Here is a 22535-nt window from a genome sequence, read left to right on the forward strand (position 1 = left end):
ATAAGGAATTAATGTTTATGCTTTGTTAATTAAAGCGTCATAAAGTATTTCCACAGGATGATAGGATTTCCTTTCCAGACCATCTTTTATCTGATGCCTGCAGGATGTTCCTGCTGCGGCCACTACATATTCCTCACCTGTTTTTCTCAAAGTAGGAAACAACACCAATTCAGCTACTTTTTGGGAAACCTCATAATGTTCTTTCTCATACCCAAAAGAACCTGCCATTCCACAACAGCCCGAAGGGATCACTTCCACTTCATAATTCAATGGTAAGGAAAGGATCTGTTTGCTGTATTCCACCAGCTTAAAGGCTTTTTGATAACAATGTCCATGAAGTTTGATCTTTTGAGGCGCCGCTGTAAACTGTTCCTGATGTATCCTACCAGCAATCATCTCCTGAACCAAGAATTCATCGATCATCAGCGCATGTTTCGCCAACTCCACCGCCTTGGATTTTTTATCGGCATCCACCAGATCCACATATTCATCCCTAAAGGTAATAATGGCCGATGGCTCTACCCCCAATAAAGGCGTTTCCTGCGAAATAATAGCCGAAGCCAAATCCACATTGCTATTGGCTAGATCCTTTGCCTTTTTCACAAAACCCTTGGAGAGGTAAGTTCTGCCGCTCTCTTTAAGGTTTGGAACCAACACCTCATAACCTAAAGCCGTAAGTAATTTATAGGCAGTAATCCCTATTTCAGTATCATTATAATTCGTAAACTCATCGGCATACAGGTAAACCTGTCTTTTCCCTTGCCTCCGCTCCTTTTTATTGGCCCATTGGGTTAAGGTAGTCCCATAAACTTTTGGTAGGGACCTGTCGGGCGCAAAACCTACCACCTGCTTGATCAGGGAGGAGGTCAGCTTGTTGGTTGCGAAAAAGTTATAGATAGGTGCCACTAAAGATCCTAACTTTTGGGATTGGGTGAAGTTTGCTATCAGCTTGCTACGGAAAGAACTGCCGTTAGCATCGTAATAATGCTGCAGGAACTCAGCTTTCATCTTAGCAATATCCACACTGGATGGGCATTCTGTTTTGCAGCCTTTGCAGCTTAAACACAGATCCATCACCTCTTTCAATTCCTCATGGTTGAACCTGTTCTGTTCTGTAGAGTTGGTCAGAAACTGGCGCAGCATGTTGGCTCTTGCCCGTGTCGTATCCTTCTCATCTCGTGTTGCCATAAAAGATGGACACATGGTACCACCCGTAATCTCCGTTTTGCGACAATCACCAGAACCCGAACATTTCTCCGCCAACCTCAAAATGCTCTCCTGCTTGGTAAAATCAAAGTAGGTTTTTATTTGGGAAGCATCTGTTACTTGGTCATACCGCAGATGCGTATCCATTGGCGGCGTGTCTACAATCTTCTTGGCATTAAACACCGCATTAGGATCAAATATTTGCTTGACTTCCAATAACAACTGATACACTGTATCACCTAATACTTTACCAATAAATTCCCCTCTTAAACGACCATCTCCATGCTCGCCACTTAAGGAACCATTGTACTTCAATACCAGATCAGTGGTTCTTTCCAATATCCGACGAAACTGTTTTTTTCCTTCTTCCGTCTTCAGATTGATGAATGGTTCTATATGCAATTCCCCTGCTCCCGCATGTGCATAATAAGAAGCATGAACCTTTTCTTCTACCAGCAATTGTTGTACATCTTCCACATAGGCGGGAAGATCTTCAGGCGATACCGCACAGTCTTCAATCAGATTAACAGGTTGTGAATCTCCGGGAAGATTCCTGATCAATCCCAATCCCGCTTTCCGAACATCCCAAACCAAATTCGTCTGTTCAGCTCCTAATATCAGCGGATAGGCATAGCCCAAACCTGCAGCTTTTAATTCAAGAATTAATTTTTCTGCTTTTGCCTGTATTTCAGCGACCGTATCTGCTCTGAACTCAACAATCAATAAAGCTTGAGGATCGCCTTCAATGAAGAAACGGTTATATTGATAGGTAGGATGTCCTACCGTGAAATCAAGAATATATTTATCCACCAATTCGGAAGCCTCCGGAAAATTTCGGAGCGCCACCACATTCCCATGCATACATTCCACCATATCATGAAAGTGTATACAGACCAAGCCAATTTCCTTCGGAGGAAGCGGCATAAGGTTGATCTTAGCTTCGGTAATAATCCCGATCGTCCCTTCTGACCCTGCTAATAGTTTACAGAAATTGAAAGGCTCACTGGTATCTGTCAACAGGTCCAAAGCATATCCGGTATTTCTACGCGTGATATCTTTTTTAGGGTATCCCGATTGAATCGCTGCCAAGTTATCTTGCTTGCTTATCAATTCGTTGATCCCTCGGTAAATATCACCTTCTCGACATGTTGAGGTTAATTTCTTAAAATATTCCTGCTCATTCAATGCTTCAAATAAAACTTCCGAAGCATCATCTAATAAGACATTTGCAGCGATAAGGTTCTGCCTGGTATCTCCCCAAACGATGGAGTGCAGACCCGAAGAGTTATTACCTATCATACCACCGATCATGGCGCGGCTGGCCGTCGAAGTTTCCGGACCAAACATCAACCCCATCGGTTTTAAATAGGCATTCAGATCATCTCGGATCACCCCCGGTTGGACACGGGCCCATTTCTCTTCTACATTGACCTCCAGGATCTGATTGAAGAACCGTGAAACATCTACAACGATTCCTGCTCCAACCACCTGCCCCGCTAAGGAAGTACCTGCTGTCCTTGGAATGAGCGTAATATTATTCGCTTTTCCAAAATGGATCAGTTTTACAAGATCCTCCTTTGTTTTTGGTATACAAACCGCTAAAGGCAATTCCTGGTAAACAGAAGCATCTGTAGAATAGGCCAAACGCATGGTTTGGTGCGATGCATTCTTTTCATCAAAAAACAAATCTCCCTGTAGGGATGCTGATAATTCAACTAAATTCGACTTTATAGACACTGTAAGTAAAGATTGAACAACAAAACTAAGCATTGTTACACAAATAAACCCAATTAGAACCCATTTTAATTCCTAAAGATTATTGATTATATTAGTAAAGTATTCGCTATCTAATACTTAAACCGATAAAACTATCCGTCAGATCACAAACCTCAAAACTGAATAAAATTCATTTTTACATTAATTAATTTGAATTTAATTCGGAATTATCGATATTTGCGCCATTATGGCAAAATTAGAAATTACCCTTGACCAGATTGACCTTCAAATCCTGCGTATCATGCAGGATAATGCAAGGACCAACAATGCTGATATTGCCCGTGAATTGGGCATGGCACCATCTGCAATTTTGGAAAGGGTTAAGAAATTAGAACAGCGCGAAGTTATCCTTCAATATAATGCCCGCATCAACCCAGCAGCAATCGACCAAAAGATGCTTTCCTTTATCTTTATCAAGACCCAAGATATCATTGGTGTTCAGAAAGTAGGTGTTCTCCTGGCAGAGATCCCTGAAGTATTAGAGGTTCATGATATTGCAGGCGAGGACGGCTATCTGATCAAGGTACGTACGAACGATTCGGCAGGTCTGGTAGACCTTATGCGCAATTCATTGAGTAAGATTGATGGCATCATCTCCACTCGTACGACCATCGTACTGGAAACAGTTAAAGAGGACAATAAATTAGTGATCCCATTTAAGGATTAAAATACATATGGTAAAAGCTACTACCCCGTCTACCGCAACGATCATCTTTGCCTATTTAGTGGTATATATCGTTTGGGGATCTACATTTTTCTTTATTGAGAAGTCTTTGCACGCCTTCCCACCCTTTGTGTTGGGATCGATAAGATTTATCATTGCAGGAACCCTATTGATGGGCTATTGCTACTTCAAAGGATATAAGATATTTATCAAAAGTGCTGTAAAGGATGCAGCAATGGTTGGGTTTCTATTATTGTTCGTCGATATGGCAGCCATTATCTGGTCTGAGCAATACATCTCCAGCGGTATTGTATCCATCCTATCGGCAGCAACTGCCATTTGGTTCATCATACTCGACAAACCGAAATGGAAGGAGAATTTCACCTCTGTTCCTACTCTATTGGGATTGATCCTGGGATTTCTGGGCGTATTCATGCTTTTTGCGGAGCAGATATTTTCACCCAATGCTCATTCTGCCGATAATGATAACAAATTGACCGCCATGATTGTCCTCACTTTGGGAACGATCGGTTGGACGGTAGGTTCCTTATTGTCCAAGTACAGCAAGGAAAAAAGGGACCAGAAAGCAGCTGTAGAAAATGGCCCTAAAGCAGAAGCTGAGGATTTGAATGTCATGGTCAAGACCGCTTGGCAAATGGTAGTAGCCGGAACGGCATTTACAACCGTTGCCCTGTTGAACGGAGAATACGCCAGATTTGACTTTTCTGCTGTCGCTATAGAATATTGGGGAGCGATGGTTTACTTGGCCTTAATGGGCTCTATTTTGGCTTTTAGCTGCTATATTTTCCTTCTTCAGGTAAGACCTGCAACCGAAGTGAGTACCTATGCTTACGTAAATCCTATCGTCGCCTTGATCCTGGTTCATTTTTTCACAAACCATGAGGTGACCAAAATGCAGATCATTGGATTGGCCGTTGTTTTGTTTTCGGTTCTATTGATGAACTGGAACCTCTATGTGAACAGTGAACTGATCAAAAAATACAAACGCAGCCGTAAAATTAAAAAATTACGTCATATGGCACCGAAAAGTAGTATACCACGAATTGTAGAAGTAGCTGAATACGGCAAGACACGCCTTAAAAAGGCTAAAGAAAACAACGAATCTGAAAAGAAAACAACAGCAAAACCAGAATTCGACTTGGATAATCCAGATGGATTAGGTGATCAAGAGCTTTAAGGCAATAAAACTATCGCCTATCAAAACAAAGAGCCCATTACAATAGTAATAGGCGCTTTGTTTTATTAAACCAATTAGGAAGGTTTAAAAACCGATAGTTCGACCATGTTGGATCACGGCATTTTTCTTCACCACAACTATCCCATCCCTGATCGTATATTCTTCAAAATCACCATCCGGAAGGTGTTTTCCTCCTTTTATCCGAACATCATTACCAATACGGCAATTCTTATCCAAAATCGTGTTTTCTATATAACAACGCTCCCCAACACCAATTGGAGGCGGTTCCTGACTGGAAGCAAGCTCCACAATCTCATTCAGTTCCTCATAATAATCCGAACCCATCATATAGGTGAATTTCACCACTGTACCCGAACCTATTCTCGAACGGATACCGATAACCGATTGTTGGATTTTCTCGGCCAAGATAATGCAGCCATCTGCAATGATCGCATGATTCAGGGTCGTTCCGGAAACTTTGGACGGTGGAAGCATACGCGCGCGGGTATACACCGTTTCTCCAAAAAGATTGAATGAAGGAATATCCTCTGTCAACCCGATATTTGCCTCGAAAAAGGAGGCAATGGTACCGATATCCGTCCAATAGCCATCAAACTGATAACTCAACACCTTCGAATTTTCAATAGCATCAGGAATGATCTCCTTTCCAAAATCCATCCCTTTGTTCTCAGCCAACATTCTGGTCATAACACCTTTGGAGAACACATAGATTCCCATGGAGGCCAAGTAGTTCCTACCCTGCTTCTCCAACTCATCAGGCACTTCTGAAGTCCATTCTGGCAATAAGTCCTTACTAGGCTTTTCGATGAAGGAAACCACCTCATTATCCTCATTGGATTTCAGGATACCAAATCCCGTTGCTTCCTTCCCCGTCACCGGAATGGTTGCAATAGTGATTTCGCCTTTATTTTTCACATGAAAATCAACCATAGCGGAATAATCCATCTGGTACAATTGATCTCCAGAAAGGATCAACACATAATCATAGTCTACATTGACCAGATTTTTCTGCGTCCTTCTCACTGCATCAGCAGTTCCTTCAAACCACGAATCTCCCTCACTAGTCTGTTCTGCTGCCAAAATATCCACAAAACCCTTACTGAAAATACTGAAGTTGTAGGAGTTTTTGATGTGTTTGTTTAACGAAGCCGAGTTGAATTGGGTCAAAACAAAAATCTTGTTGTAACCGGAATTCAAACAGTTAGAGATAGGAATATCCACTAATCTGTATTTACCTGCAATCGGAACTGCAGGCTTAGACCTTTGATCGGTCAATGGGAACAGGCGGGTGCCACGACCGCCTCCCAGAACAATAGATACTACCTTGTGCGCCATATTATTTAAGTAATTGGTTATATAACTCTACATATTTTGAAGCTGATTTATCCCAGGAAAAGTCCAGTTCCATGGCTAAATCTCTTGTTTCATTTAATTTCTTAGGCTCTTGAAGATAATCCAAGGCACGTTCTACCGCTTGGGATGCCTCTGTTGCATTAACATCCTCAAATTTAAATCCGTAGCCACCCTCAGAAACATCAATAACCGTGTCTTTTAGTCCACCGATGTTCCTAACTACCGGTATGGTCCCGTATTTAAGGGCATAGAGCTGGTTCAAACCACAGGGCTCAACCCTGGAAGGCATGATCAGCATATCCGAAGCCGCATACACCTGATGGGCCAATTGTTCATTATAACCGAAAAAGACAGCAAAGCCTTCCGGAAACTCCTTTTCAAGTTCTGCAATCTCTTGTTGTATGGCTGGATCGCCGGAGCCAAGTATAAAGATATTCAGTTTTCCAGCTACTTTATCCAAAAGCTTTCTTACAATTCCCGGCAAAATATCCGCACCCTTTTCCGTGGCAAAACGCCCTATATAGCTCAATAGGGGTAAATTAGGATCTAAACCATATTCCTTACAGAATTTGCTTTTATTTTCATATTTACCTTCCTGAACATTGATTGGCGAATAATTATCCGTAATCTGTTTATCCGTTGCAGGATCCCAGTAAGCCGTATCAATTCCATTCACAATACCCCAGGCTTTCCCTCTTTCATCATAGAACAGGCGTTGAAGGCCATTTGCTTCTACAAACAATTCGCTGAGGTAACCCTCTGAAACGGTAGTATAGGCATCACAGCATTTAATCGCTGTAGCCAAAGGGTTGATAACACCATCCCAATCCAACAGCCCCCATTTCCAGGTATCAAATGCAGGCAATATAATCCCTCTGTTCCAGTTCATCCAGCCTTGATATTGTCCATTATGAACGGTAAATACCGTTTTAATGTCTGAAAATTCTTTATAATCCGTAGCGTTCCTCGTTAAAAAAGGAATTAATCCTACATGATGGTCATGGCAATGGATAATGTCAGGTTTTATACCATTATGCTTTAGGTAATGCAGGAAAGCATGTTGAAAGGCAATCCATTGTTCCGCTTCATCCGCATAGCAATACACTTCCTCCCGATCCAATAAGCCAGGAATCCTTATCAAATACAATGGAAAACCCAGTGCATCAGTGCTTTCTTTGAGCACCTCATAATCCATCAGGATAGAACCTTGATAGAATTGCCCAGTTGCTACCGTTTCAAAGCTGTGCTCCTGCACAAACTTCCGGTTGAAATAAGGCATCACCACCGAAGCGTCAACCCCTAAATGATTTAAATATTTAGGCAATGCGCCGACAACATCGGCAAGCCCGCCTACCTTGGCGACCGGAAAACATTCTACACTCAGATGGATTACTTTCATTTCTTGATTTTTCGTTTAAAGATCAGTCCTGACAATGGCGGTAAATCCAAGGAGAAAGACTGATTTTGGTTCATCCAAAAAGTCGGATCAGTACTGACCTGCTTCTTAACCCCTACCGCACTGCCATTGTAACTCATGTCATCCGAATTCAACAGCAATTCCCATTCGCCTGGATGGGGAACCCCTATCCTAAAATTTCTCCGTACAACAGGAGTTAGGTTCAAGACAATAATCAAATCGTTTTCCCAATCATGACCACGTCTACAGTACACAAAAACACTGTTCGCTTTATCTTCTAAATCAATCCAAAAGAACCCTTCCGGACTGAACTGTTTTTCATATAATGCTGGATAACTCTGGTAGATCTCGTTCAATTTTGAAACGAACTTCTTCAGGCTCTGGTGTGGTTTGAACTGTAATAAATGCCAATCCAACGATTGGTTCACATTCCATTCGGATGTTTGTCCGAATTCACCGCCCATGAACAACAGTTTGGTTCCAGAAAAAGTATACATAAAGAGGTATAAAGCCCTCAGGTTGGCAAACTTCTGCCATTCATCCCCCGGCATCTTATAGATCAACGATTGTTTTCCATGAACCACCTCATCGTGGGACAATGGCAACATAAAGTTCTCCGTAAAGGCATATACCGACGAAAAAGTAAGTTTATTATGATGATAAGAGCGATTGATCGGATCTTCCTTGAAATAGGATAAGGTATCATGCATCCAACCCATCATCCATTTCATGCCAAATCCCAAACCGTTATTAAACGTCGCCCGGCTTACGCCTGGCCAGGAAGTGGATTCCTCCGCAATGGATTGTACCTGCGGAAAATATTTGGAGATCGCTTCATTGAGTTCCTTTAAAAAGGAAACTGCCTCGAGGTTTTCATTCCCTCCCAGCTCATTGGGTTCCCATTCCCCTTGCTTTCTGGAGTAATCCAGGTAAAGCATCGATGCTACGGCATCTACGCGTAAGCCATCCACATGGTAACGGTCGAGCCAAAAGAACGCATTGGAGATGAGGAAAGACCGGATCTCGTTTCGGCCATAATTGAAAATATAGGATTGCCAATCGGGATGAAATCCCTTCTTAGGATCCGCATGCTCATATAAATGCGTACCATCAAACTTATACAATCCGTGGCTATCGCCCGGAAAATGCGATGGCACCCAGTCCAGAATGACACCAATATGGTGTTTATGCAATTCTTCTATAAGATACATCAGGTCCTGTGGTCCACCATACCTTGAGGTAGCAGCAAAATATCCTGTGATCTGATATCCCCAAGAAGGATAATAGGGATGCTCCATCACCGGCATAAACTCCACATGGGTATAGTTCATTTCCTGCAGATAGGGAACCAAACGCTCTGCTATTTCCTGATAGGAAAAAAAGCGATTGGGATCTTTTGGATCACGCATCCAGGAACCCAAGTGCATTTCATAGACGGTATAAGGCCTGTCGAGCGCATTATGTTCCCTTCGGTTGTACATCCATTCCGAATCCTGCCAAGAATACCAAGTGGTCGCAACAATCGAAGCTGTTTTTGGTGCTACTTCAGCATGTAATGCAAATGGATCGGCTTTTTCCAAACGCTCGCCTGTACTGGAATGGATATGGTACTTATAAACCTCCCCATTTTCAAGACCAGGGATGAAACCTTCCCAGATACCCGAACTATCCCATCGAACTTGCAAGGGATGGGAATGTGGATTCCATCCGTTAAAATTTCCGATCACGGATACCTGTTGGGCATTCGGTGCCCAGACAGCAAAGTAGACCCCTACTCGGCCATCTACCCGGAGTTCTCGTGATCCAAATTTTTCGTACAGTTTATAATGTCTTCCTGACCGGAATAAGAACACATCAAATTCCGACAACAAGGAATGTGCTTCTACAGCGTTTGACATAATTAGGTTTATATGATTAATATCTTCTATTAAGCTATTCTGTTTAGTTTATTTAGTTATTATTGAATGATGACCTTTTTGAAGTCGCGTTCTAATTTGATAAAGCTCAATCCATCTTCGTCCTTGCTAACATTTACCTTCATACCATCCACAATAACCTGCTTCATATCAAATGGTAATCCGACCAAGTAAAGATTAAAGTCCGAATAATATGGTGTATACAAGCCCTGTTCCCCCTGCACGATCTGAACCGTGTTTTGGGTAGACTCTGCAATGAAATTTTTCTCTACATACACCCCTTGCTCATAAGCAAAGGTTTCTCCATGATCGGAATACAGGTGCGATTCATGCTGTCCTTCCGCAAAATAGAACGTCATCTTTAAGGACTCAATTTTACGCTCTCCGGTAAATTGCATGACCGGAAATTCAGGGATGATACTTCCCCCTCGAACAAAGAATGGCATTTCATCCATCGGTGTATCGATGGTATGTTCTTGCCCACCGGCATATGGAGTATGATCGAAATAGTAATACCAGCTTCCTTCAGGAAGATATACAACCTTGTTCAACTGACCAGGGTGCAAAACAGGCGACACTAATAATTGATGACCGAAGGTAAATTCTTCCTCACGTTGCAGGTTTTTGGCAATATGCTGTTCCAGAAGGGATATCGGCCTAAGAATAGGTTCCCCATACCTATGCTGCATCCAAAAGCAGGTATAGATATAAGGAAGTAGTTTATACCTCAATTCAATGAACTTCTTACAGATCTGCTCCCAATCTGGCCCAAAACTCCAAGGCTCCCTGTCGCGGGTATCGCCTGCCGAATGCACACGCATGAACGGGGAAAACACCCCAAACTGCATCCAACGGGTATAGAGTTCACCATCAGGCTCGCCCGTAAACCCACCGATATCTGTGCCACAGAAAGAAAGCCCAGAAACCGATAATCGTTGCAACTGTAATGTCCCGATGCGCAAGTGTTCCCAAGTAGCGATGTTATCTCCGGTCCAAACAGACGAATAGCGTTGTGTACCAGCATAAGCCGCTCTGGTAATGGTAAATGGACGTTTATTCTTATATAATTTCTTCAACCCATCGTAGGTTGCACGAACCATCTGCATGCCGTATATATTATGGGCCTTACGATGTGATCCGCGATGACCTTCAAATTGATGCCTAACATCATCAGGGAATGTTCCTCTTCCAAAAACAGCCGGTTCGTTCATGTCGTTCCAGAATCCTGCAACGCCATCATCTACCAGTCCTTTGTATAAGGTTCCCCACCAGGTCCTCACCTCTGGGTTGGTGTAATCCGGGAATTGACAACGGCCTGGCCAAACAAAACCTTCCATAAAATAATCATCACCCCGACGACAGAAATAGTTGTTCTCCTGTCCCTGCTTGAATACCCAGTAGTTTTCATCGACTTTGATTCCTGGATCGATCATTACCACCGTTTTGAAGCCATTGGCATTCAGATCGGCGATCATTTTCTTAGGATCTGGGAAATAACGCTTGTTCCAAGTGAAACAACGATACCCATCCATATAATCTATATCCAGGTAGATCGCATCACAAGGGATCTCGCGCTTACGGAATTCGTAGGCCGTTTCTCGAACCTTGTTCTCCGGATAGTAGGACCAGCGACATTGATGGTAGCCGATTGCCCACATGGGCGGCATATAATGGGTACCGGTTAAACTATGGTATCTTTTTACTACATCCATCATCTGCGGACCGTGGATATAATAGTATTTTAGTTCGCCACCTTCTGACCAGAAACTTGTTTGGTTCGGATGCTCCGAAGCGAAATCAAAATAGGTCTTGAAGGTATTATCAAAGAAAATTCCGTAGGCCTTTCCTTCGGTTACCCCAATGTAGAAAGGAATCGTTTTATAGAGCGGGTCTTGATTGAACGCATAGGAATAGGTATCCGAATTCCAATTCTTCACCCTTCTTCCTCTTAGATTGAGGTTGGAGGCTTTATCGCCCAATCCATAAAACACCTCATCGGATTTGGCCTCCTTGCTACAGTAAACATAATATCCGCCATAGTCAACATTCTCCTCCCAATGCATGGCTGCATGGTCGCTGTTCAGAACGGTATCATCCTCTTCAGAAAAGGAAATGAAGAAATTGTCCTTTTTGATGGAGCAGGTCACTGCACTGGTTTTTACCCGGAAATAGGCTTCATCTTCTGTTACTTCGCAGTTTACAAAGACCTCTTCCTTGAAACTCACCGCATAGGAAAAATCTTCCAAAAACACCCCTTCAGGCGCCAATCGGATACGGATGATCTCCTCAGAGAATACTTTGACTTCTACCTTTGATCGCCCATCGGTAAAGAAAAAGGAATTACGTTCTTGGATATAACCCTGAACCTTAGCAAGGTACTGTTTTTCGATGCGTGGTAAATCCAAAACAGGATTGTTCACATGGTGCATCTCTTCTAAACTCTCGGTATCTGGAAGTAGGTCGTTTGCAAAATCTTCTTTTCGTGTGCTGTCTGCCATAAAAGTTAGTTTCTGTGGAATTCAAGGCATTTCAAATGCCGTTTTAAATTACAATATATTTTAAAGAATCCAATATTAATAAATAAATTCTTACAGAAAAGTAGGTATTATCTTATATGACAGTGTAATTATTTAATTTTTCGTACTTTTGTAAGCCTTTATAAAATCTAGCCCCAGTAAGGCTAGAGGGCAATAAATACTGATTCATATAAAATGAAATTATCTCAATTCAACTTCAATCTACCGGAGTCTCTGCTAGCTTCTGAACCATCTGAACAAAGAGACGAATCTCGTTTGATGGTTTTACACCGCGATTCTGGAAAAATCGAACACAAAATCTTCAAAGATGTATTGGATTACTTTGATGATAAAGATGTCATGATATTGAACAACACCAAAGTTTTCCCTGCCCGTATGTATGGAAACAAAGAGAAAACTGGTGCTACCATTGAAGTATTCCTTTTAAGAGAATTAAACAAAGAATTACGCCTATGGGACGTGTTGGTAGATCCAGCTCGTAAAATCCGTGTAGGTAATAAATTATATTTCGGAGATGATGATTTATTAGTAGCGGAGGTAGTAGACAATACCACTTCTCGCGGCCGTACCATCCGTTTCCTTTTTGATGGAACCGATGAGGAATTCCGCAAGAACATTGAAATCCTTGGCGAAACTCCTCTTCCAAAATACATCAAACGTAAAGCAACACCAGAGGATAAATTCCGTTACCAAACCATCTACGCTAAAAATGAAGGTGCAGTTGCTGCTCCAACAGCAGGACTTCACTTCTCGCGCGAATTGATGAAACGTTTGGAACTGAAGGGGGTTGATTTTGCAGAAGTAACCTTGCACGTTGGATTGGGAACATTCCGTACCGTGGAGGTAGAAGATTTGACTAAGCACAAAATGGATTCGGAGCAATTCATCATCTCTGAAGAAGCTGCTCGTGTGGTGAACAAGGGAATCGATGCTAAACGTCGTATCTGTGCAGTAGGTACTACTTCTATGCGTGCTATTGAATCTTCAGTTTCTGCCGACAAACACCTGAAAGCTGCAAACGATTGGACAAGTAAATTTATTTACCCTCCTTACGATTTTAGTATTGCAAACTCGATGATCACTAACTTCCATACGCCTCAATCTACCCTATTGGTGATGATTGCTGCCTTTGCAGGTTATGAGAACGTCATGAATGCTTACGAAGTAGCCGTTAAAGAAAAATATCGTTTCTACAGCTATGGCGATGCGATGTTAATCATCTAAGATAAATAATTCAACAATTGATTAAGCCGTATAAAACTATGTTTTATACGGCTTCTTTTTTAATGGCCTTTACCTTTCCTGCTATCGTTTTTCCTATGTAAACCCTATGTTTTCTTGGTAAATTTAAGGTTTTTTTTACCTTTATGACATGGAACAAAACTATGTCATTATTGTAGCTGCTGGAACTGGATCGCGTATGGGTGGAAACCTCCCGAAACAGTTTATTCCGATAAACGGTAAACCTATTTTAATGCATACTTTGTTAAAGTTCCATTTATCAGAAACCAAGCCAAAGATTATGCTGGTCCTCTCTTCCGAAATGGAATCCTATTGGAAGAAGCTCTGTCTGGAATATGATTTTCAGGTACCACATGAGCTCTGCCATGGAGGAGACAGTAGGTTTCAAAGTGTAAAAAATGGGCTGGCAAAGTTGAGAAGTTTGATTGAAGTTCCAGCGAATGCCATAATTGCAGTTCATGACGCAGCTAGGCCTCTCCTTTCAACGCAGTTGATCGATGCTTTGTACCAAGAAGTTGCCAATGGACCTCATGCGGTAATCCCTGCTGTTCAGAGCAGCAGTTCTGTACGATTTGGAAATGAAAATAAGAGTGAAGCGGTAGATAGAAACCAGGTCTGGTTGGTTCAGACGCCGCAGGTATTCCAAGCTGCCTTATTGCTGGAGGCCTATGACCAAGAGGAATCAGCATCTTTTACCGATGATGCATCGGTGGTGGAAAATTGGAATGAAAATAAAATGAGCAATAACCTCCTCATCTTTCCCGGTGAACATCAGAACCTGAAGATCACTTATCAAGAGGATTTAGCTATTGCTCAGCTGTTATTAGAATAATCTATCTAGGCGTTACCTCGTATAACCCTAAGTAAAATAACAATGATGGCGATCACCAATAAGATGTGAATAATACCACCTGTTGCATAACCTCCGAAGAAGCTGATAGCCCAGATAATGACTAAAACTACTGCGATTAAATACAAAATATTTCCCATAGCAAATCAGTTTTTAAAGTGTTTAAATAATTAATTCAATAAATGTGATTTCATATGGTTGAACAATGAAAATTCACAATTGTTTTGAAGGATGAATTATTTTTTATTATTCTTCGATAATTAACTGATCGTAAGCCACAAAAATGTTAGGGGGAAGTAAAGCGGAAATTTCTTCATGGGTTCCAAATCGATGGCTGATATGGGTTAAATAAGTCCTTTCTGGTTGGATCCGTTCAGAAACTTCTATGGCCTCTGCTAAAGTAAGATGGGAAATATGTGGTTCTTTTTGGAGCGCATTCAAAACCAATGTCTTCACACCTTTCAACAGCTCAAAAGATTCTTCAGATATGGTTTTTGCATCGGTTATATAGGCAAAATCATCGATCCGAAAACCCAATACCGGCATCTTGTAATGCATCACCTCTATGGGTAGGATTTCTTTTCCGTACAATTCAAAAGATTGGCCAGGGAAGATTTCCTCCAGTTCTAATTGCGGAACTCCAGGATATTTGAAATCGCTGAAGGCATAATAGAATTCCTTACGAAGGGCATCGTGGGTCGCCTTATTGGAATAGATCGGAATGGATTGCTGTTGCTGATAATTGAAAGCCCGAACATCATCCAGACCCGCCACATGATCCTTATGGGAATGGGTCATCAATACGGCATCCAGCTGCTGCACCTGGTCTCTTAACATCTGATACCTGAAATCAGGACCGGTATCCACAACAACGGTATGGTCGTTATATTCCAACAGAATGGACGACCTCAAACGTTTATCATGTCGGTCGGTAGATCGGCATACCTTACATGAGCATGCGATAACCGGGACCCCCTGTGATGTACCTGTACCTAAAAATGTTATTCTCAAACCGTAAGTTTTGTTTTTTTAATCTGTTGAAAGAATGGCTTCAACTTATCACTTAACAAGCTCTCTTCAATGGGGATAGTCTGCAATAGCTGAAGTAGGGATTGCACCTTCATATCCACACTGGAGAATTTATTCACCACAATGACCTTTGAATTTTGAAGCATACAAGCACCGGTTCGGAAAGAACCTTTCTCAAATCGCAATCGATACCCCTGCTCTTTGAACAAAATTTCTAATTTATCTAAACTACTTTGTGTAAGCGCTATCATGAATTCTTCTTTTCTGGATACAATAGCTGTTTACTATACTGACTGATAAAGCCGGAGCCATAAGCGATCAATTGCGTAAAGGCCGCAACCACCGCAAGAACGGCTACTTTCAAGCTCCTGCAGGTTATCAAGGCATGCAAGAACAGCATTATTGTATACAATAATAACAAACAATTACCAAGAGTTCCTAACAAACTCAGGATATATATCCCATTCATCGTTAATAAATTGATGACATTGATCATGAACAACACGACCAGTCCCAAAACAAAAACGGATGGTAGGGCATGCACGGGTTTCAGTTCGGCAGGATACATCTTATAGATGTCTATCCTCCCCTTTCCAAAACTATGGGTCTGTTTATAAAATTGTGCGAAGCTGGTCCTTCTTTTATGGTAAACAAAGGCATCAGGAATCAATCCAACCTTAAACCCGGAATTGATCATCCGGATACTGAATTCAATATCCTCCGACCTGCGAGAAAGTTTAAAACCACCTGTTTGTTCCCATACTCTTCTGGAAATACCAAGGTTGAAACTTCGCGGATGGAATTGGCCCACATGTTTTTTATTACCGCGGATTCCTCCAGTGGTAAAGGGGCTGGTCATGGAATAGCTGATGGCTTTCTGGATAGCAGTGAACGATGGATGCGCAGCATCCGGTCCTCCGAAGGCATCGAGTCCATCCTTTTCAATCCCTGCCTTAACTTTTAGCAGGTAATCGGAAGGTACAATGATATCGGAATCAAAGACGATGAAATAATCGCCTTTCGCCCGTTCAAAACCATAGTTCCTAGCGAATCCCTGACCTTCATTTTCCTTAAAGAAATAATGGACATCCAATCGATCCTTGAATTGATCGATGATATGATCGGCCTTGTTCCTGGATCCATCCTCCACAATGATCACTTCGAAATCCTGGTATTGTTGATCCAAAAGGGATTGCAACAATTCCTTGATCTCTACCGGTCGGTTGTATAAAGGAATAATGATTGAAAAGAACATCTTAGATTACCTGGTCGATATGATATTTATTTCGGTCTGTACCGTTACGGGATACCAGCTCGGCAATGAAACCTGTTAGGAACAATTGTGAACCGATCAAAATGGCTACCAACGATAGGTAGAACAAAGGTTGATCCGTCACATTCCGGTAGGCTGTACCATTGGCAATGCTCATCAATTTCTCGATGATGAGGTAAATGGTGATAAAAATCCCGATCAGGAAACTGATCACGCCCAGCGGTCCAAAAAAGTGCATCGGTCTTTTGGCAAATTTACCAACAAAGAAGATCGACATCAGATCCAGGAATCCTTTTACAAACCTGCCCGGACCGAATTTGGTCGTCCCATATTTACGTGGAAAATGCTGAACTACCTGCTCCTGGATATTACTGAATCCTGCCCATTTCGCCAATACGGGGATATAACGGTGCATCTCGCCATATACCTCGATGCTCTTTACCACATCTTTTTTATAGGCTTTCAGCCCACAGTTGAAGTCGTGCAGATTATCGATACCCGACATGCTGCGGGTAACGGAGTTGAACAGCTTGGTTGGAATGGTCTTGGTCAATGGATCATAACGTTTTTTCTTCCATCCAGAAACCAGGTCAGCACCTTGGTTCTTGATACGATCGTACAATTCCGGGATCTCATCAGGGCTATCCTGAAGATCGGCATCCATGGTAATGACCACATCACCCTGTGCTGCGGCAAAACCAACATTCAATGCGGCCGATTTCCCGTAATTACGACGGAACCGAACGCCTGTAACATGCTCATTCTCCGCTTTCAGCGATTGAATGACCTGCCAGGACTTATCCTTACTCCCATCATCAACCATGATGATCTCGTAAGAGAACTGATGCTCATCCATAACACGCTTGATCCAAGCGCAAAGCTCCGGAAGAGACTCTTCCTCGTTGTATAAAGGTATGACTACTGATATATCCATAAGTAATAATGACAAAGGTATCATTTTTAGATGATACCTTTAATCAAAAAATATTGAGGTAATAGGATTATTAAGCTTCGGGATTATTTTGCCAAGGATGTGCAGAATCTGTTGCTACCTGTTCCTTGAACATTGGTTTTTCTTTTTTGAAGATGGCAGCAAAGATCAGGGCCAACACAAAATAAACCAAGAAATAAATGAACAGACCCAAGACATTCTGTCCGATGGACAATGAGCCTAAGGCATCGCGTTGTTTATCCAATTCCGCTACGATGGTATCGATTGCTTCATCAGAAGCATTGATGGACTCGTAATACTCGATGGTCATATTGCGGGTTTTATCCAATACCTGTTCCTGCAACTGAGGCATGGTCCAGTTCATGATCATGGTTGCCAAGGTACCGATCAGTGCGGTAACTGCCAACATGATGAAGATATTTTTAAGGGCTACAGAAAAGCTCCAGTAACCACCATTTGCCGTACGAAGGGATTTTGAAAAAACCGCTACCAAAATCAAGAAAGGGATATAGTTAACCGCTCCTGCCTGTATAGCCGAACTCATTAGTGTGGTTCCATTAATGGTAATATACATAGAAGCTATAGCCAATACCACCGAAACCACCCCAAGGATAATCCCATAGGTAATTGCTTTCTTCTTCAATAACGGATTTTCGTTAGTTGTCAATTCCATAATTTATTTGTTAAAGTTGATCATTAATTGATATAAGGCTAAAGATAATGATTTATTTGCCGCATACTTAGAAAAATCTCCCAATTGTCCTTCATTTGGATTTTGCTCGTAAAAGAAAGAAACCAAAGGATAAAACAGCTCATAAATCTCCTCATCTTTCGACTGGCTATCGGCAACCTTAGCGATCTGCTCATAAGAGCTCTCAACTAACAACTGATTGGCAATCACATTTTCATAAATTTCGTATTCATCTTGGAATTCATCTTCTTCCACCAATAGGAACTCTTTCAGGAAATCATCCAAAGATGGTTCGATCTCATCATCTGCACATTCTTTTAGGTATAAGAGGATGTTCAGCATCTCCGAACCCCTTTCAATGGTCTCGTCTTCGATGGCTTCCCATTCTTCCGACTCCAGGTAATCCTCTTCCAGTTTCAATACATCTTCTGCGAAGAAATTGATCATGAGAAGATCAAACGTGTATTCACGCAATTCTTCAAATTGCTGATGGTCATCAAAAACCGCATCCATATCTGCCACCTTATCCATAAATGGTTTTTCGGCATTGAATACATTTTCCAACGCTGTCTTTACCACAGACGCATCGATATTTTCAGAGTTCGCATAGGCATTAAAACTTGCCTCAAATGCTTTTTTTACTTTCGCTTCCATATTGTTTAGTTTATGATTACCTGGTTGTTATTGATCGTTGCCAAGACCTGGCCTGTCAATTCCTTACCAAATAATGGTGAATTAGTCGATTTGGACTTATTGCTGTTATTATCTAAAGTCCATTTTTTATCCATACTGAATAAAACCAAGTTAGCATCCTCACCCTCTACGAGCTGTGGAACTGGAAGATTCAATACCTTACGCGGATTTTCTGCCAATTTTTCTACAATCGATTCTGGGTTGAAGCCGGCTTTAATCAGTAATGGAAGAACAGTTTGCGATGCGATGATGCCATCTTTTGCAATCTGGAATTCTACTTCTTTGAATTCAATTTCGTGTGGGGTATGTTGCGAAACCACCGCATCAATCACACCATCTTTTAGACCTTTGATCAAGGCTTTTACATCACGCTTGGTGCGTAATGGTGGGCTCACTTTATAGTGGCTATCAAAAGATTTGACATCTTCATCGGTAAAAACCAAGTTATGCGCAGCCACATCACAGGTAACCTGGATTCCTTTTGCTTTTGCTTTTTTGATCAGATCTACCGATTCTTCGGTAGAAATCGTACTGAAGTGGATCGGTGATTCATTGTATTCGGCCAAGAATAGATCACGGGAAACCATGATAGACTCTGCCAAGTTAGGGATACCTTTCATGCCCAGGTAGGTACTCACCTCCCCTTCGTTCATTTTATTTCCAGCAGCAATGGATTCATCCTGCGGAAAGGTCATGATCAATCCTTGGAAACCTTTGGCATATAATAACGCTCTTCCCATCAATCCTGCCTGCTGTACACTGCGGTTACCATCGCTGAAGGCTACGGCACCATTGATCTTCATATCGAACAGTTCGGCCAATTCATTTCCTTCCCTTTTTTTGCTCACTGCTCCAACGGGAAAAACATCAACGAGGTTACCCTTTGCCGTATTGACGATCAGGGACACTTCTGAACGGGAATGGATCGGTGGATTGGTATTCGGGTGTACAGCTACACCGGTAAAGCCACCAGATGCTGCCGCAGCAGTACCTGTTTGGATATCTTCCTTGGTTTCATAACCCGGTTCGCCAAAGTTTACATTCAGATCGAAAAAACCGACAGAAAGAAAACTTCCCTTCCCGTTGATCTCCTGAACCTTCCCTTCCGCCTTTACAGACTTGCCAATTTTCTCAATTTTTCCATTTTTAACCAATACATCAACAGATGTTAGGTGTAGCGGATGGCCTGCCGAAACCAATGTTGCAGAAGTAATTAATATTGTTCCCATGAAATATATTGAAAATCAAAAATATAGTGATCGTAATTTTTGTTGGATATAACGAATGCTAATAAAGATAGATACAGCTGTTTCATTAAAAAACAAAAATACAAAATCCTTTGGATTACGAGGATAAAATTATGGTTTTTCTATTTACCCCAGCGGTAGGTCTGCAGATCAAAACCGGCCATATCAAGGACGCGGTCTATTACCGTAGCTGCCAATTCCTCAAAAGTTGCGGGTCTGCTGTAAAAAGACGGCGATGCTGGACAAACGATTCCTCCTGCCTGGGTTACTGCCTGCATATTATTGATGTGGATCAAACTTAATGGCGTTTCCCGAGTGATCAAGATCAGTTTTCTACGTTCTTTCAGGATAACATCAGCCGCTCTGGTGGTAAGGTCTGACGAAGTTCCTTGCGCAATCCTAGCCAAGGTCCCCATGGAGCAGGGAGCTACGATCATGGTCTCAAATTTAGCGGATCCTGATGCAAATGGCGCCATGAAATCATTCTTCTGGTAGAATTTGAAGGAATAATCATTGTAACTCTCATCTCCCAGTTCAAATTTCCAGACATCCTTGGCATTATCCGACATTACCACACCAACCTCTTCCACCTGATCTTTCAGAAGGGTAAGTTTATCCAACAATATTTTGGCATAAATGGAACCTGAGGCACCTGTAATCGCAACTATTATTTTAGACATGATGTAAAATTAGTATTTAGTATTTAGTATTTAGTAAGAAGTACTAGTATTTAGTATAAAGTATTTAGAATTTAGACAGGAGAGCTACTTGCTGGGGATGAGGGATGGTTGGGAATAAAAAAGGGTCGAATAGAGACTTTTACATTACGTATTAACTATTTAAATATCAATAATTTATACATATCAATTGATTTTTCCACTCCTATACCACACAAAACTCTACCGTTTATTATATTTTTCAATTAATTGATGTGAATAAAAAATATGTGTTAAACATTTTTGACAATTAAATTTGGATAATTGTTTAGTTTTGTTTAACTTTGTTTAACAAATAGAAGATAAACTCATTTTTGAACCAAAACATCACAGAACATGAAAACTTTATTATTCACAATCGCTCACAAAGTAAAAGCAATTTTCGAAAATTTTTCTGAAGCTTTAAAATATGCTTGGAAAGTTATCAAGTTAAAATCAAGAATGACAAAATCAGTTGTTGCTTTCAAATTCAAAAAAGTAGATGGCTCGATCCGTGAAGCAGTAGGTACATTGCAAAAATCAATCGTACCTCAGACCAAAGGTGCTGGATCAAGTCCCACAGTATTCACTTACTTCGACATGGATAAGAATGAATATAGATGCGCTAAAATTGAATCGTTAATTTTTTAATGCTTAAAAATATAAAATAAGTTTTTATCTATTCAATTTATTTAAAAACTAAAATTGATTTAAAGGAATTATCAATTAATTAAGCTTAAAATCACTAATTAACCAACCATAAGTAAGGTATCTTTGAGTTGATTAGGTAACACTTTTCAACTCTTAATTTTTATTAAATAATATGTGTTTTTCACATTTTATGCATAAATGGAAGTAAGCAAATACATAAGTTCACAAGTGGTTGAAATAAACAGGTCTGAAATAATGCCTGCCAATTACAACCCTCGTAAAATTTCGGACAAATCCCGAAAGCTCCTAAAGGACAACATCAAACGTCTTGGAGTAATGGGAGGTATTGTATGGAACGAGCTTACACATAATCTTGTTGGCGGTCATCAGAAACTTAACATTCTGGATGAACTCCATAAATACGATGCAGAAAAACAAAAGAATGACTACGTTTTAAGAGTAGAGAAAGTTCAGCTATCATCTAAGGAAGAAATAGAGCAGAACATTTTCCTAAACAACAAAAATGCTCAAGGGGAGTTTGACCAGGACCTATTGGATGACATTCTGCCCGACATAGATTTAAAGTTTGCCGGACTTGAAGATTTAAACCTTGATGTTGATTTTGGAGAGCCTGAACCATTAGACAGTAGCGGATCTTCCGAACCAAAAGAAGATGGCATCAATAATTCAGATGAAGGCGACAACTATGTAATGCTATCCTTCAATGACAACGAAAGCAAAATAAAGTTCATGCAAAGGTTTGACCTGGAAGAAAGTCTAACTATCATAGATGGTGATGACTTCAATGAACGAATAGAAAGAATAGATTAAAAGCACTATGATAGAATTACCAATATTATGGCTTAGCGAAGAAGAATGTGAAAGGGAAAACATGGGATTGCCTTTAGAGAAGAAAACCGATCATTCAAACACAGTACTTCACACTTTCTTTCATATAAATGCAATTGCCCCTGTTATAGTAGATGGCAAAGAGTACACTAACATCTATTTCAATGGCGATTGTGTTACAGCAACAGTACCATACGATAAAGTAAAGAGAATGATTGAGGAAGATAACTTACCTCAGTTGATTATTAATTAGAAATAATGGATAAGAAAATAGC

21 protein-coding genes are annotated in these 22535 nt (G+C 41.1%); 7 read left to right on the forward strand and 14 right to left on the reverse strand.

Going from position 1 to position 22535, the window contains the following annotated elements:
* Positions 1 to 15 precede the first annotated feature (15 nt).
* Entirely contained in the window at positions 16 to 2943 is a 2928-nt protein-coding gene (locus CRJ00_RS17520) for an FAD-binding and (Fe-S)-binding domain-containing protein (RefSeq protein ID WP_257213836.1), read from the reverse strand.
* A gap of 226 nt (positions 2944 to 3169) precedes the next feature.
* On the opposite strand from CRJ00_RS17520, the gene CRJ00_RS17525 reads away from it, so the two are divergent.
* Positions 3170 to 3649, forward strand: coding sequence for an Lrp/AsnC family transcriptional regulator (locus CRJ00_RS17525; protein ID WP_099368023.1), 480 nt, complete (start codon positions 3170 to 3172; stop codon positions 3647 to 3649).
* A gap of 7 nt (positions 3650 to 3656) precedes the next feature.
* Positions 3657 to 4844, forward strand: coding sequence for an EamA family transporter (locus CRJ00_RS17530; protein ID WP_099368024.1), 1188 nt, complete (start codon positions 3657 to 3659; stop codon positions 4842 to 4844).
* An 84-nt stretch (positions 4845 to 4928) separates the two neighbouring features.
* On the opposite strand, the gene CRJ00_RS17535 is transcribed toward CRJ00_RS17530, so the two are convergent.
* Genes CRJ00_RS17535 through CRJ00_RS17550 form a run of 4 tightly spaced genes read right to left on the reverse strand, consistent with a single transcriptional unit; the run spans position 4929 to position 12049 of the window.
* Complete coding sequence (locus tag CRJ00_RS17535; RefSeq protein WP_099368025.1) at positions 4929 to 6200, reverse strand: glucose-1-phosphate adenylyltransferase; 1272 nt, start codon at positions 6198 to 6200, stop codon at positions 4929 to 4931.
* A 1-nt stretch (position 6201) separates the two neighbouring features.
* Entirely contained in the window at positions 6202 to 7617 is a 1416-nt protein-coding gene (locus tag CRJ00_RS17540) for a glycogen synthase (RefSeq protein ID WP_099368026.1), read from the reverse strand.
* Positions 7614 to 9533, reverse strand: coding sequence for a 1,4-alpha-glucan branching protein GlgB (gene glgB, locus CRJ00_RS17545; RefSeq protein ID WP_099368027.1), 1920 nt, complete (start codon positions 9531 to 9533; stop codon positions 7614 to 7616). The genes CRJ00_RS17540 and glgB overlap by 4 nt, the downstream gene beginning before the upstream one ends.
* 59 nt (positions 9534 to 9592) lie before the next feature.
* Positions 9593 to 12049 carry a glycoside hydrolase family 31 protein gene (locus CRJ00_RS17550; protein WP_099368028.1) on the reverse strand — a complete coding sequence of 819 codons (2457 nt, stop codon included), beginning with the start codon at positions 12047 to 12049 and terminating at the stop codon, positions 9593 to 9595.
* 213 nt (positions 12050 to 12262) lie between these two features.
* On the opposite strand from CRJ00_RS17550, the gene queA reads away from it, so the two are divergent.
* Both queA and CRJ00_RS17560 read left to right on the forward strand, forming a co-directional pair.
* Positions 12263 to 13312, forward strand: a complete 1050-nt coding sequence (gene queA / locus CRJ00_RS17555) for a tRNA preQ1(34) S-adenosylmethionine ribosyltransferase-isomerase QueA (RefSeq protein ID WP_099368029.1) — start codon at positions 12263 to 12265, stop codon at positions 13310 to 13312.
* A 148-nt stretch (positions 13313 to 13460) separates the two neighbouring features.
* The gene (locus tag CRJ00_RS17560; protein ID WP_099368030.1) at positions 13461 to 14162 is read left to right on the forward strand and encodes a 2-C-methyl-D-erythritol 4-phosphate cytidylyltransferase; all 702 of its coding nucleotides are present in this window, start codon (positions 13461 to 13463) and stop codon (positions 14160 to 14162) included.
* Positions 14163 to 14167: 5 nt separating this feature from the next.
* Here CRJ00_RS17560 and CRJ00_RS18690 read toward each other — a convergent pair whose 3' ends face one another.
* From CRJ00_RS18690 to CRJ00_RS17600, 9 genes are all read right to left on the reverse strand, one after another.
* On the reverse strand, positions 14168 to 14320 hold the full coding sequence (locus tag CRJ00_RS18690) for a lmo0937 family membrane protein (protein ID WP_134777679.1): 153 nt from the start codon (positions 14318 to 14320) through the stop codon (positions 14168 to 14170).
* Between the two features lie 106 nt (positions 14321 to 14426).
* Positions 14427 to 15191: an MBL fold metallo-hydrolase gene (locus CRJ00_RS17565; protein WP_099368031.1), complete on the reverse strand. Its 765-nt coding sequence runs from the start codon at positions 15189 to 15191 to the stop codon at positions 14427 to 14429.
* On the reverse strand, positions 15188 to 15460 hold the full coding sequence (locus tag CRJ00_RS17570; protein ID WP_099368032.1) for a hypothetical protein: 273 nt from the start codon (positions 15458 to 15460) through the stop codon (positions 15188 to 15190). Before CRJ00_RS17570 ends, CRJ00_RS17565 begins: the two co-directional genes overlap by 4 nt.
* Positions 15457 to 16464 (reverse strand): glycosyltransferase, encoded by a 1008-nt coding sequence (locus tag CRJ00_RS17575; RefSeq protein ID WP_099368033.1) that lies wholly within the window; start codon positions 16462 to 16464, stop codon positions 15457 to 15459. Before CRJ00_RS17575 ends, CRJ00_RS17570 begins: the two co-directional genes overlap by 4 nt.
* 1 nt (position 16465) lies before the next feature.
* Positions 16466 to 17416, reverse strand: a complete 951-nt coding sequence (locus CRJ00_RS17580; RefSeq protein WP_099368034.1) for a glycosyltransferase family 2 protein — start codon at positions 17414 to 17416, stop codon at positions 16466 to 16468.
* A 70-nt stretch (positions 17417 to 17486) separates the two neighbouring features.
* Positions 17487 to 18107 (reverse strand): DUF4199 domain-containing protein, encoded by a 621-nt coding sequence (locus CRJ00_RS17585; protein WP_099368035.1) that lies wholly within the window; start codon positions 18105 to 18107, stop codon positions 17487 to 17489.
* Positions 18108 to 18110: 3 nt separating this feature from the next.
* A complete protein-coding gene (locus tag CRJ00_RS17590) occupies positions 18111 to 18779 on the reverse strand; it encodes a hypothetical protein (RefSeq protein ID WP_099368036.1) in 669 nt (222 codons plus the stop codon).
* Between the two features lie 5 nt (positions 18780 to 18784).
* Positions 18785 to 20047, reverse strand: coding sequence for a dihydroorotase (locus CRJ00_RS17595; RefSeq protein WP_099368037.1), 1263 nt, complete (start codon positions 20045 to 20047; stop codon positions 18785 to 18787).
* A gap of 140 nt (positions 20048 to 20187) precedes the next feature.
* Positions 20188 to 20745, reverse strand: coding sequence for a UbiX family flavin prenyltransferase (locus CRJ00_RS17600; protein ID WP_180268527.1), 558 nt, complete (start codon positions 20743 to 20745; stop codon positions 20188 to 20190).
* 372 nt (positions 20746 to 21117) lie between these two features.
* Here CRJ00_RS17600 and CRJ00_RS17605 point away from each other — a divergent pair, with 372 nt between their 5' ends.
* The 3 genes from CRJ00_RS17605 (at position 21118) to CRJ00_RS17615 (ending at position 22513) form a co-directional block, all read left to right on the forward strand.
* A complete protein-coding gene (locus CRJ00_RS17605) occupies positions 21118 to 21411 on the forward strand; it encodes an SH3 beta-barrel fold-containing protein (RefSeq protein ID WP_099368039.1) in 294 nt (97 codons plus the stop codon).
* Positions 21412 to 21609: 198 nt separating this feature from the next.
* Positions 21610 to 22242: a DNA methylase gene (locus tag CRJ00_RS17610; protein WP_099368040.1), complete on the forward strand. Its 633-nt coding sequence runs from the start codon at positions 21610 to 21612 to the stop codon at positions 22240 to 22242.
* 7 nt (positions 22243 to 22249) lie between these two features.
* Positions 22250 to 22513: a hypothetical protein gene (locus CRJ00_RS17615; protein WP_099368041.1), complete on the forward strand. Its 264-nt coding sequence runs from the start codon at positions 22250 to 22252 to the stop codon at positions 22511 to 22513.
* Positions 22514 to 22535: the final 22 nt, after the last annotated feature.

The sequence above is a fragment of the Sphingobacterium sp. 1.A.4 genome (assembly GCF_002734245.1).
Classification (GTDB): domain Bacteria; phylum Bacteroidota; class Bacteroidia; order Sphingobacteriales; family Sphingobacteriaceae; genus Sphingobacterium; species Sphingobacterium tenebrionis.